Origin of the sequence: Pedobacter sp. FW305-3-2-15-E-R2A2, from assembly GCF_038446955.1 — a bacterium.
Classification (GTDB): Bacteria; Bacteroidota; Bacteroidia; order Sphingobacteriales; family Sphingobacteriaceae; genus Pedobacter.
Genome location: NZ_CP151803.1, coordinates 1,476,620 through 1,489,227 on the forward strand (window position 1 = coordinate 1,476,620; position 12,608 = coordinate 1,489,227).

The window sequence follows — 12,608 nt, forward strand, 5'->3', positions numbered from 1 at the left end:
TTGGTTTTAAAAACAGTAAGTTTGCATTTATGCTAAAAGCTAAAGGTATAAAGAAAGCTTATGGAAATTTACCCATCCTGAAAGGGGTGGATTTTGAAGTGGCAAAAGGAGAAATTGTGAGTATCATCGGTGCTTCCGGAGCAGGGAAAAGCACATTGTTACATATATTGGGGACTTTAGATAAGCCCGATCAGGGGATGGTAGAATTGAACGGCGCCAAAGTGAATCTGCTTTCCGGCGAGCTGTTAAGTGTCTTTCGTAACAAAAATATAGGCTTTGTTTTTCAATTTCACCATCTGCTACCCGAATTCAATGCAATGGAGAACATTTGTATTCCTGCCTTTATCGCTAAAACAGGTAAAAAGGAAGCAGAACAACGCGCCATGGAATTGTTAGACCTTTTAGGCCTTAAGGACCGGGCAACACATAAACCCAACGAGCTTTCCGGAGGAGAACAACAGCGGATTGCCGTCGCAAGGGCATTGGTTAACAAGCCATCCATCATATTGGCTGATGAGCCTTCAGGAAACCTGGACTCCGCCAATGCAAACGCATTACATGAATTCTTTATCACCCTTAGAGATAACTTTAAGCAGACCTTCGTCATCGTGACACACAACGAAGGACTGGCAAAAATCAGTGACAGGGTAGTCACAATGAAAGACGGATTAATCATATAACATTTTGAACCATGATGATCTTACAGATCATACAAGGAAATGTATACCAGGATCATGATCGCTTCATTACCATTGAAAAAACAAATACATTCCAATGAAAATATTAATTACAGGAGGTAAATCTGCCGCAACATTAAAGCTGCTGAAAGCATTTGCCGATGACCATATATTATTGGCAGATTACGGCGATATGCCTTCCTTCAGCTCTGCTGCTTATCAGATGCATTCTTTAGGAACACGGAACGACGATACTACAGCACATAATTTATTAAATAACTGCCTGGATGAAGGGGTGGAAATGATTCTGCCACTACATGCCTTTGAAATAGAAGCGGTTTCCAGATCTATCGTCTTGTTCGAAGAATTTGGAATCTCTGTATTGCTGCCTGAAATCAGCAAACTGGATCAATATCTGAGCGCAACGCAGCAATCGGGCAATTGGGCCATTTATCGGGATGGCGTTCTGTTGTTCTCTTCAGACCCTTCTGAAGAACAGCTTGCACTTGGAAAAGAAGCCCGCTTAAACGGCGCTTTCTATCTCACTGCCGGTCCCGAAGGACTGGAACCTATCTTATTTACGATCAATTAATACCCCATCATTTTATATATTCATGGTATCTGAAAAACGCTTAGAAGAAAAACTGGCTTTTGTTTTTGAACTTGACGATGTGCTTTATCCCGAAAAAGATTATCTGCTCCAGGTATATTACCTGTTTGCACAGTTTATTGAATATGGAGAGCAGTTGAATGCAACAGAGATTCTCCAGTTTATGCAGGAAAAACATCTTGCAGAAGGCCCTGAAGATGTTTTTACCCAGACTGCTGCTAAATTTAATATCCCATTAAAATATCAGGTTAACTTTGACCTGTTGCTTCAAAATGCAAGGCTTCCTTTAAAACTGTTGATCTTTAATAAAATGCTGAATTTTCTACAGGAAATTGTAGCCAAAGGAAAGCAGTTGTTCTTATTTGTTTCCGGAGATCCTGCGATGCAGCTGAATAAAATCAGACAGATCGAATGGAACGGTCTGGAGCAGAACCTGCTGGTTTATTTTGCGGCAGAAATAGGCGAAAAACCATCCGCTGCCGGACTGGAATTAATCCTGGAAAAACATGGCTTAAAACGGGAAGAGCTATTGTTTGTAGGCAGGGAAGGGCTGGACCAGGAATGCGCTTTGAATGCAAAGATTGATTTTTTAGCAGTAGATAAACTATTGCAGGATTAATTACGTTAGTATTCGCATAACAACCTGCGGTAATGCTGTTTAATTATCTTAAATTTGTTATAATCTAACTCTATATCGATGATAAAATACATATCCTCCGGACGTTATGCAGCACTGGCCATCATAGTGCTTGCGCTGGGATTTACAGCTTGTAAAAAGAATAAAGTAGAGCCTACACCGGAGAAACCACCACAGACGAGTGATCCGGCTACCGGAAACAGTCAGCAAACCCCTACGACCGATAGAGTTCAGCTAACGAACGATTCCTTGTTTCTTTATGCTAAAGAAGTGTATTACTGGAATGCAGGATTACCAACTTATGATGAATACCTGCCAAGGAAATATACAAGTGGTGCCGCTAATCTGGATAAGTATAAAAATAACCTTTTCAACCTAGGTAAGGCTTCCGGTTCTGTTGATTATACCTCCGGTTTTTCTTCCTTAAAATACTCCTTTATAGAGGATGCTAATGCTGCAAATCCTCAGGCCAGCTTGCCTAATTCTTTAGCCTCCGTAGATTCAGAGGGTAATGGTAATGATGTAGGAATCAGGATTGATGCCTATAGAACTGATCCAAATAATCCCCTGACTTACAGTTTAATTGTTACTGCCGTTTATCCTGGTTCTCCGGCAGCTGAGGTTGGTGTACAGCGGGGATGGGTGATCAGAACCATTAATGGGCAGAGCTTTGGAGCCAATATCAATACAGAGGTAAATTCAGCCTTTAATGCCATTGAAGGATCAAGTGTGTCGATCACAGGAACCGTATTTACGGGAGGAGTGAAAGGGATAGACTTTGCAAAAACATTAACGAAGAGAAGTTATAAAAGTAGTCCAATTTATAAAGCGGTTACGCTTACCGCGGGAACAAAAAAGATTGGCTATCTGGCTTTCGCCAGATTCTCGACTTTAGACAATACGACGAAAGCAGACCTGGATGCCGCTTTTGCTAATTTTTCTACGAATGGGGTTAAGGACCTCGTGATTGACCTACGCTATAACGGTGGCGGGTATATCAACACTGCAGAATACCTGATCAACCTGATTGCTCCTTCAGGCCTCAATGGGAAAGTGATGTTCCGCGAATATTATAACAGTACCATGCGAAATGGAAAAGCGGGAATTCTGATCAATCAACCTGTGACCGATATCAATGGCAAATTAATATACGACAGGACGCTCGGAAGAAACCTGACTCAGGCCGATGACGATTATAGTCCTGAAGCTCAATATGTATCCTTTAGCAAAAAAGGCGCATTGGCAGGTGTGACCAACGTCGTTTTTATTGTATCAGACAGAACTGCTTCCGCAAGCGAGCTGGTGATCAATAGCTTAAAGCCTTTTGTGAATGTTAAATTGGTGGGGGAAACTACTTATGGAAAACCCGTAGGCTTCTTTCCGATAAGGATTGAAAATCGATATGATGTTTTCTATGCGATGTTTGAAACGAAAAATGCCAATGAAGAGGGCGGCTATTTCAATGGAATGGTTCCTGATTATGATGCGGCAACGTCAACCGAAGCGAGTTTCTTTGATAATCCGTTATATGAATTTGGAGATGTAAAAGAAGGGTATCTCGCGAAGGCGGTAGCTGTCATTCCCGGAACTGCCGGATCTTCTGCATTGGCTTCGGCTAAAAGTGCACGAATGAGCGTTAGGGAAGAAAGTAACACGACTACTGCTGTTCCGCCAATGATCCTGGTATCTAAGGAAAGAACCACTGAGTTTATCGGAATGATTAAAACTCCTGTAAAAAGACGTTAACTGTTAAATTGCTGTTAATCAGTTCATTTTTTTGAATGTAAAAGCCTATTTACACAATTATGTAAAAATGACTTTGAACTATCTGTTTTTATTGCGATTTTAATTGTTTAAACGCATATTTAATAAGAATTAAGGCATAATATTATGATAGGGGAATTAATCGAAAAAGAGTCAATTGACATCAGTCAGATCATACCTGCTGAACAAAACCATACAGAAGAATTGAGAGATAAGCTGAACTCTGCACAGCGACTTGGAAATGAGTTTAAATCTAAGGCAGATATCTCCTTCAATACCAAGGAAGGACCGCGAACGGTTTCTACGACCGTTTGGTCAGTAACAGAAAAGTACATTCAACTGAAAAACGGGATTCACATTCCTTTGAACAGTTTGTTAGCTATAGAATTTTAAGGCTTATTGCTTTTTCATCCGCAATTTCTCTCTGAAGATGGATTGTAGATTACGTTCTTTATCGATGTTGTTGATGATTTCCAGGATGGAAGCCGCAGCATCGATAAAGAACTTTTTGTTGATGTTCTGATATTCATCTGAGGCCTTATGGTAATCTTTATGGTCTTCCACACCGAAGTAGATGAAAGGAATGTCTTTTGCATTAAATGAACCCTGATCACTTTGATTCGTCCAGTCTTCATGACCTGTTTTAGGATCGTCATGCCCCAGTAATACCTTGATCCGGGGATCTGTAGTGATGAAATACTTCTTTAATTCGGGATACTTGTAAGTCCCGCAGGCATACAATTCACCTTTGTCATTATGGCTGATCATGTCCATATTGATGTTGAGCTTAATCTTTTCCAATGCTACCGGCGGTTTTTCTACAAATGCCTTTGAGCCTCTTAAACCCATTTCTTCCGCATCGAAAGCGGCGAAGATTAGTGTGTAATTGGGCTTGTTATTTTTATAATATTCCGCAAATTTTAACAAGGCAGCGATACCAGAGGCATTGTCGTCCGCGCCATTGTACACCTCGTTATTCATGATGCCCACATGATCATAATGAGCGGAGATCACGATAATCTCTTCATTTTTTCCGGGAATGCAGGCCAGCATGTTCTTTCCGAAGATCTCTACTCCTTTATTGTTTCTGAAAGAGAAAACCTGCTCATATCCAGAAAGCAAAGGGATGGGTTTTAAGCCGATTTGCTTAAATCTGGCGCTAAGATATGTCCTAGCCATTTCTGCGCCCTTGGTGCCGGTCTTGCGTCCTTCATAAGCATCCGAAGAGAGTACCTCCACATCTTTAAGCAATTGTTGTTCTGCTTTTGAGAAATGTAGGGCAGTTTGTGCCTGTGCAGGTTTCTTTGCAGAATTGCAACTCAGCAACACAACGAATGGTAATAACAGGTATAATTTCATCTTTTGATCTGGTTCCAGGTAGCTAAAGGTAATTATATTAGCTGACATCTCCTTCGACATCTGATTGTCAAAACTTAAATCAGCATGGAATGTTTTTAAAATAGGAGTTAATTTGAGCTCAGTACATCATTAAAAATAAGATATAAATGGAATATAGACGTTTAGGTAAATCAGGATTACAGGTGAGTGCGCTTTCTTTAGGAAGCTGGCTAACCTTTGGACAACAGATCAGCGATAAAACAGCCGATGAGTTAATGGGAATTGCTTATGATGCCGGGGTTAACTTTTTCGACAATGCTGAGGGCTATGCGGAAGGGAAATCGGAAGAGGTGATGGGTAAAATTCTTAAATCCCATAAATGGGAGCGGGAATCTTTCGTGGTGTCCAGTAAGGTGTTTTTTGGCACGGAAAATAAAGGGCCAAATAGAGTTGGTTTATCGCGTAAGCACGTGATAGAAGCTTGTAATGCCGCATTGAGACGCTTACAGGTAGATTATCTTGATCTTTATTTCTGCCATAGGCCGGATAAGAATACGCCGGTTGAAGAAACCGTATGGGCAATGAATACCTTATTACAACAAGGGAAAATTCTGTACTGGGGAACCTCTGAATGGAGTGCTTCGGAGATCATGGAAGCGATCAGGGTTGCAAAGCAATACAATTTGATCGGTCCAACGATGGAACAACCTCAATACAACCTGTTGGAGCGGAATAAGATGGAGAACGAATACTTGTTACTGTTCAAAGAATACGGGTTGGGCACCACGATCTGGTCGCCATTAGCATCCGGTTTATTGTCTGGTAAATATACTTCAGGAAATACCAAAGATACCCGTCTGGAACTGAAAGGGATGGAATGGCTGAAAGATGCGGTTTTAAATGAAGAGAAGCTTAAAAAGGCGGAGAAACTGCAGGGATTGGCAGATCAGCTAAACGTGCCTTTGGCGAAACTTTCGTTGGCCTGGTGCCTTAAGAATCCGAATGTAAGTACGGTGATTTTGGGTGCTTCGAAGACTGCACAGTTAAAAGAAAACCTGACTACTCTGGAAGTGCTTCCTTTGTTAACGGAAGAAGTGCTGACGAAAATAGAAGACATCATGCAGACCAAGCCTCATTTGCCGCAGTTTTAAGATCGGCAGGGTAAACAAAAAGGCCGGTGTTTTATGCAAACACCGGCCTTTTTTATTGCTTTAAAAGGGACTAATAATAAGTTAACCTCACTACTCCTGCTAATTTTTTAGCCAGACGGATCACCTGTCTGGTATAGCCGTATTCATTATCGTACCAGGTATAAAGTACTACTGATTTATTATCTTTTGCCATAATCGTTGCCGGGCCATCAACGATGGAAGCATGACTGTTTCCGATTAAATCGGTACTTACCAGCTCATTGGAGATGGAATATTCGATTTGTTCAGACAGGTCGCCGAAAAGAGAAGCTTGTCTTAAGATTTCGCTTACTTCTTCTTTGGAAGTCACTTTGTTTAACGATAAGTTCAGGATCGCCAGGGAAACGTTTGGTGTAGGAACACGCACGGCATTTCCGGTTAGCTTTCCACCCAGGTGAGGGATTACTTTTGCTACTGCTTTATCTGCACCGGTTTCAGTGATCACCAGGTTTAATGCTGCAGCTCTGCCTCTTCTATATTTTTTATGGTAATTGTCTAACAGGTTCTGGTCATTTGTATAAGAGTGAACCGTTTCGATATGTCCTTTTTCGATTCCAAAAGCATCATCAATTAACTTCAATACCGGTACGATGGCATTGGTAGTACAGGATGCATTGGATAAAATGGTTTCATTTGCGTAATCAATATGCGCATCGTTGATTCCTGCCACCACGTTAGGAATATCTCCTTTAGCAGGTGCAGTCAATAAAACCTTGCTGATTCCTTTGGCAGTCAGGTGTCTGCCTAACCCTTCGCGGTCGCGGAAAATCCCTGTATTGTCAATCAGTAAAGCATCATGGATGTCATAAAGCGTATAATCAACTTCATCGGGCTGCTTGGCTTCGATGAAAAAGATCGTCTGACCATTGATGATCAGTGCTTTGTTTTCAAAATCCTCGATAATCGTTCCATTGAAAGGACCGTGGATCGAATCTGTGCGCAATAACTCTGCTCTTTTGATCAGTTCTTCATCGCTATAGCTTCTGGTTACAATTGCTCTTAAACGCAATTGTTCTCCTTTACCTGCCTGAAGGATCAGTTCACGTGCGGCGATACGTCCAATACGCCCAAAACCAAAAAGAACAACGTCTTTCGGTTTTAAGCTGATTTTGTCTTTACCGATGTGTTTGCTAAGTTTGCTCACTACAAAGTCGTGCATTGTAGGGTAATTGTTGTTGTCTTCCAGCCATTCTGAAGCTAGTCTGCCAATGTCAACACGTGATGGGGCGAGGTTACATTTAGAAATGGTCACAGCAAGTTCCAGTGTTTCGTAAATGCTGATGTCTTTGCCGCTTACTTCTTTTGCATATTGGTGATGCGCAAGTATTTCACTGCTTCCAACATCAAATAAAGGTTTACGGAATAGTACCAGTTCAATAGATCTGTCGAACCACAATTGGCCAACAACATTAATCAATTCAATCGCTTTTTTTTCTTTTTCAATCCAACTTTGGAATTCGGATTGGTATTTCTTTAGCATGCGTGGAATATTTTTGGTTAGAATGGCACAAAAGTAAAAAAGATTGAGCGAGTACCCAATCTTTTTTACTTATATAATTTACCACCCTGGCTGGCTGAGCTGAATTTTGCTTATCCCAGGTATGATTTTAATATTTTACTTCTGGAAGTATGACGAAGGCGTTGTAAGGCTTTGTCTTTGATCTGGCGAACACGTTCACGGGTTAAGTTAAATTTCTCTCCGATCTCTTCAAGAGACAGGGGATGATTGGTGCTTAATCCAAAGAAAAGAACGATGATTTCGCGTTCACGTTCTGTTAGTGTAGACAGGGAACGTTTGATCTCTTCAGAAAGAGATTCATTGATCAGGCTGCTATCTGTATTTGGCTCATGGTTTTCCAATACATCTAATAATGTATTTTCTTCACCCTGAACAAATGGAGCATCCATAGATACGTGACGTCCGGAGTTACTTAAAGTATCGGAGATCTTATCTACCGTAGTTTCTAAGATATCTGCTAATTCTTCCGGAGAAGGCTCACGCTCAAATTCCTGCTCTAATTTAGAGAAGGCTTTACTGATTTTACTTAGGGAACCAACTTGATTTAATGGCAAACGAACGATACGGCTTTGCTCTGCAATAGCCTGCAATATAGACTGACGGATCCACCACACCGCATAAGAGATAAACTTGAAACCTTTGGTCTCATCAAAACGTTTTGCAGCTTTAATTAAACCAAGGTTACCCTCATTAATTAAATCTCCTAACGTTAAACCTTGATTTTGATATTGTTTTGCTACGGAAACCACGAAACGTAGGTTAGTCTTTGTTAAACGTTCTAATGCGGCCTGATCTCCCTCGCGTATTTTTCTTGCTAATATTACTTCTTCTTCGGCGGTGATTAAATCTACTTTACCAATTTCGTGAAGGTATTTGTCTAAAGATTGACTTTCGCGATTGGTAATGGATTGCGTGATTTTGAGTTGTCTCATTTATATGCTTTGGTACTCGTTATGTGTTTGAACGTGCAAAAGTAAGAATTTAAAGGTAATTTGAAAACATAAATTCCTGAAAATGTTACAGTTTACAACTGTTATTTCTACAATATTTTAACAGCAATAATTATTCCAAAATACTTTTGTCAGTATTTTGAGCCCTTATTGATTGTTGACATGTATTTATTGTAAATCAATAAACATGTTATGATTTGTAATAATAAATGCCTTATGTTTGCATAGAAATATGCTTTGTCTTGCAGAAGTCAGAAAGTGAAAATTACCTAAAGCTGAAATTTTTATTCTGACAATGATAGGACACTGCCATCTGACATAAAATGAAAAGAATTGAAAAAAGTTGCAATTTACCTTTTTGACAGATAAACATGCACATGCCTTTGCTGATGTATTTAGCTGATGTATTTAAAAAAGGGCATCAATGGACTGAGGAATTGGAGTTAATCGTGTAAATATGGCAATAATTGTAAATCTTGATGTGATGCTGGCGAGAAGAAAGATGTCTCTTACTGAGTTAAGTGAGCGGGTAGGAATTACGATGTCGAATCTTTCTATCTTGAAGACAGGTAAAGCAAAGGCGGTAAGGCTGGAGACGCTGAATGCCATCTGCGAAGTATTGGACTGTCAGCCTGGAGATATTCTGGAGTACAGTGCGATCGAATCATAGCCCTGTACTCCGGAATGTCCCTATCATTTTATGCGGATTAAGTCAGGTCTGAAATCTCCGCTTCCGGCGCATTCTTTTTCACAGATTCAATTCCGTTATCGCGACTTGCTTCTGACTCATACATTTCACTCGTTCCGATCACTTGTCCGTTGGTGGCTTTTAAATTAAAATACGGTTTTCCGTTTGTCGAGGTTTTCTTGTCAAACTTGCTGTCGTCTTTTGAGTTCTTTTTAACGGATTCAATTCCATTGATGCAATTGCTTTTGGTGGTATAGCCTTCACTTGTTAAGATAACCTGGCCATTACCTGCTTTCAGATCGAACTGAAATTCGTTGTTTTTTCGTGTTTTGATCTCGAATTTTCCCATAATTGTTCTTTTAGTTTGTTTTCTAGGTTGACTTTAATAATCCAATTTATAAAAAACAAAGGTTAAACAAAAATCCAAGCTGTTATTTTTCTGTTAAAGCTTTAACAGGAGGGGGATTCAGCTGGTCGTGTCCGGGTAGTGTTATGGTTGAGTGGTGATACTGGTCGACTCTTCTCTATGTTTCGTTCGACTCTTCTTCGAGTCGGAGTCGAAGAACACTTGCAAAGACTTCGCACCATATTCGGCCGGAACACAGAGAACGATACAACTCAACCACAACGCTACCCGAACCGTATTAGATGCTCGCCAGGTCAAACGTACGGTCCAGTCTGATGCCTTTTTCGGTCTGTTGAAGCGTACAACATTCATTAACCGCATCATGTTCCAATACCAGAATGTATTCCTTCTCTGCGGCTTCCTGAAGGAAAGATTTCTTCTCCGTCAGGGTGGTTAAAGGAAACATGTCATAAGCCATGACGTAAGGCAAAGGAATGTGTCCTACAGAAGGCAGTAAATCTGCCATATATACCAGGGTTTTACCTTTATATTGAATTTGTGGAAGCATCATTGCATCGGTATGGCCGTAAGCAAAACGAATGTTGATGCCCTCGTGAAAGGAAACGCCCTCTACATCTTCGACGAAACGCAATTGTCCGCTTTCCTGGATGGGCAGGATGTTCTCTTTCAGGAAGGAAGCTTTTTCTCTGTCGTTGGGATTGACCGCCCAGTCCCAGTGTTTGGCATTGCTCCAGTAAAAGGCATTTTTAAACGCAGGGCGAAGTTTATCTCCCTGGCGGACAATCGAACCTCCGCAATGGTCGAAATGTAAATGCGTTAAAAAGACATCGGTAATGTCATCCCGGGAGAAACCTTTTGCAGCCAGAGATTTGTCTAATGTATCTTCTCCATGAAGGTAATAATGCCCCATAAATTTCTCGTCCTGTTTGTCGCCAATGCCGTTGTCGATTAAAATCAGGCGGTCTCCGTCTTCAACCAGCAGGCAGCGCATGGCCCAGGTACACATGTTATTCGCATCAGCAGGGGTACTTTTCTGCCAGATAGATTTTGGAACGACACCAAACATGGCACCTCCGTCTAATTTAAACAATCCGGTATCAATCGTATGTAAGTTCATATCGCATTCGGTTAAGGAAAATATAAAAGTAAAAAAAAACCTGTTGAAAGCTCAACAGGTTTTTCTTCTCGTTTATTTATGGATTACAAGTGAATTACTTCACCGTAAGCGTCAGCAGTTGCTTCCATGATCGCTTCACTCATAGTTGGGTGAGGATGGACAGATTTCAGCATTTCATGACCTGTAGTTTCCAGTTTACGGGCTACAACGATCTCAGCGATCATTTCAGTCACATTTGCACCGATCATGTGTGCGCCAAGCAATTCTCCGTATTTGGCATCGTAGATCATTTTTACAAAACCATCTTTAGCACCGGCAGCACTGGCTTTACCTGAAGCAGAGAAAGGGAATTTACCGATCTTCAACTCATATCCGGCAGCTTTGGCAGCTTTCTCCGTATAACCAACAGAAGCGATTTCAGGGCTGCAATAAGTACATCCCGGGATGTTGTTGTAATCTAAAGGTTCTGGTTTATGTCCAGCGATTTTCTCTACGCAGATGATTCCTTCTGCGGAAGCGACATGCGCTAAAGCCTGACCAGAAACGATATCACCAATTGCATAATAACCTTTTACGTTGGTATTGTAGAATTCATCCACAACAACTTTACCTTTTTCAGTTTTGATGCCGGTTTCTTCTAAACCTATATTTTCTATGTTGGCCACTACACCAGCAGCAGAAAGAACGATGTCACATTCTAAAGTCTGCATACCTGAAGCTGTTTTTACCTGAACTTTACAACCTGTACCGCTGGTATCAACAGATTCTACGCTCGAAGAAGTCATCACTTCGATGCCTGCTTTTTTGAAGCTGCGTAATAATTGTTTTGAAATGTCTTCATCTTCTACAGGAACGATGTTTTCCATGAATTCAACTACAGTTACTTTCGTTCCTAAGGTGGCATAGAAATAAGCAAATTCCACACCGATAGCACCTGAACCTACAACAACCATAGATTTCGGTTGCTCAGGAAGGACCATTGCCTGTCTGTAGCCAATGATTTTTTTACCGTCTTGTTTTAAGTTAGGCAATTCTCTTGATCTGCCACCTGTAGCCAATATAATACTGGTTGCAGTATATTCTTTCTGTGTTCCGTCTGCAGCTTTAACTTCCACCTTGTTTCCAGGTTTCGCTTTACCGGTACCCATGATCACATCAATTTTGTTCTTCTTCATTAAGAATTGAACACCTTTGCTCATGCCATCGGCAACACCACGGCTGCGTTTAATTACTGCTGCAAAATCAGCTTCAGCCGCTGCAGTTTTGATTCCGTATTCCGCAGCATGGTTGATGTATTCAAAAACCTGTGCACTTTTTAACAAGGCTTTGGTAGGGATACAACCCCAGTTAAGGCAGATTCCGCCTAAAGATTCGCGTTCTACTACTGCAGTTTTCAAACCTAACTGAGAAGCTCTTATTGCAGCTACATATCCACCAGGACCGCTGCCTATTACAATTACATCGTAGTTCATATCTTATATAAAGGAATTTTAACTTAAGTAATTGCCAAAATTAAAAAAATTGTTCATTAATACCGCTTCTAAGATTTTTGTAAAGACGTTTTAGTCGATATAATTTGAAGATGTTACATTTTTATGAAGGAGATCTGTTTTTTGGAGAAAAAACAATTTGCTGGTAAACTGAAAGTTAGATATGTTAAATAACATGTTAAATGTTGAAAAATATTGTGATATTTAATAATAATTTAACATTGAAACCAAGGCACTGGATAAATTAATATTTACCTTTGT

Annotated in this window: 13 protein-coding genes; 7 read left to right on the forward strand and 6 right to left on the reverse strand. The window is 40.5% G+C overall.

Annotated features, from left to right (window positions below):
• The first annotated feature begins 29 nt into the window (after window positions 1-29).
• The 5 genes from AAFF35_RS06190 (at window position 30) to AAFF35_RS06210 (ending at window position 4,081) form a co-directional block, all read left to right on the forward strand.
• Window positions 30-680 (forward strand): ABC transporter ATP-binding protein, encoded by a 651-nt coding sequence (locus AAFF35_RS06190; RefSeq protein ID WP_342331531.1) that lies wholly within the window; start codon window positions 30-32, stop codon window positions 678-680.
• Window positions 681-774: 94 nt separating this feature from the next.
• Entirely contained in the window at window positions 775-1,269 is a 495-nt protein-coding gene (locus AAFF35_RS06195) for a hypothetical protein (protein WP_342331533.1), read from the forward strand.
• 22 nt (window positions 1,270-1,291) lie between these two features.
• A complete protein-coding gene (locus AAFF35_RS06200; RefSeq protein ID WP_342331534.1) occupies window positions 1,292-1,906 on the forward strand; it encodes an HAD hydrolase-like protein in 615 nt (204 codons plus the stop codon).
• Between the two features lie 78 nt (window positions 1,907-1,984).
• Window positions 1,985-3,670: a S41 family peptidase gene (locus AAFF35_RS06205; protein WP_342331535.1), complete on the forward strand. Its 1,686-nt coding sequence runs from the start codon at window positions 1,985-1,987 to the stop codon at window positions 3,668-3,670.
• A 144-nt stretch (window positions 3,671-3,814) separates the two neighbouring features.
• Window positions 3,815-4,081 (forward strand): hypothetical protein, encoded by a 267-nt coding sequence (locus AAFF35_RS06210; protein WP_342331536.1) that lies wholly within the window; start codon window positions 3,815-3,817, stop codon window positions 4,079-4,081.
• 3 nt (window positions 4,082-4,084) lie between these two features.
• Here AAFF35_RS06210 and AAFF35_RS06215 read toward each other — a convergent pair whose 3' ends face one another.
• Window positions 4,085-5,095: a M20/M25/M40 family metallo-hydrolase gene (locus tag AAFF35_RS06215; protein ID WP_342331537.1), complete on the reverse strand. Its 1,011-nt coding sequence runs from the start codon at window positions 5,093-5,095 to the stop codon at window positions 4,085-4,087.
• A gap of 98 nt (window positions 5,096-5,193) precedes the next feature.
• Between AAFF35_RS06215 and AAFF35_RS06220 the strand changes: the two genes are divergently transcribed.
• Complete coding sequence (locus AAFF35_RS06220) at window positions 5,194-6,177, forward strand: aldo/keto reductase (RefSeq protein WP_342331538.1); 984 nt, start codon at window positions 5,194-5,196, stop codon at window positions 6,175-6,177.
• Window positions 6,178-6,247: 70 nt separating this feature from the next.
• Here the strand turns inward: AAFF35_RS06220 and AAFF35_RS06225 are convergent, their stop codons facing one another.
• Window positions 6,248-7,696, reverse strand: coding sequence for a glyceraldehyde-3-phosphate dehydrogenase (locus AAFF35_RS06225; protein ID WP_342331539.1), 1,449 nt, complete (start codon window positions 7,694-7,696; stop codon window positions 6,248-6,250).
• Window positions 7,697-7,806: 110 nt separating this feature from the next.
• The gene (locus AAFF35_RS06230) at window positions 7,807-8,667 is read right to left on the reverse strand and encodes an RNA polymerase sigma factor RpoD/SigA (protein ID WP_062547391.1); all 861 of its coding nucleotides are present in this window, start codon (window positions 8,665-8,667) and stop codon (window positions 7,807-7,809) included.
• A 475-nt stretch (window positions 8,668-9,142) separates the two neighbouring features.
• Between AAFF35_RS06230 and AAFF35_RS06235 the strand changes: the two genes are divergently transcribed.
• Complete coding sequence (locus AAFF35_RS06235) at window positions 9,143-9,355, forward strand: helix-turn-helix transcriptional regulator (RefSeq protein WP_342331540.1); 213 nt, start codon at window positions 9,143-9,145, stop codon at window positions 9,353-9,355.
• A 37-nt stretch (window positions 9,356-9,392) separates the two neighbouring features.
• On the opposite strand, the gene AAFF35_RS06240 is transcribed toward AAFF35_RS06235, so the two are convergent.
• From AAFF35_RS06240 to lpdA, 3 genes are all read right to left on the reverse strand, one after another.
• Entirely contained in the window at window positions 9,393-9,722 is a 330-nt protein-coding gene (locus AAFF35_RS06240; RefSeq protein WP_074605043.1) for a YegP family protein, read from the reverse strand.
• A gap of 295 nt (window positions 9,723-10,017) precedes the next feature.
• A complete protein-coding gene (locus AAFF35_RS06245; protein ID WP_342331541.1) occupies window positions 10,018-10,857 on the reverse strand; it encodes an MBL fold metallo-hydrolase in 840 nt (279 codons plus the stop codon).
• Window positions 10,858-10,940: 83 nt separating this feature from the next.
• On the reverse strand, window positions 10,941-12,329 hold the full coding sequence (gene lpdA, locus AAFF35_RS06250) for a dihydrolipoyl dehydrogenase (RefSeq protein ID WP_342331542.1): 1,389 nt from the start codon (window positions 12,327-12,329) through the stop codon (window positions 10,941-10,943).
• Between the last annotated feature and the right edge of the window lie 279 nt (window positions 12,330-12,608).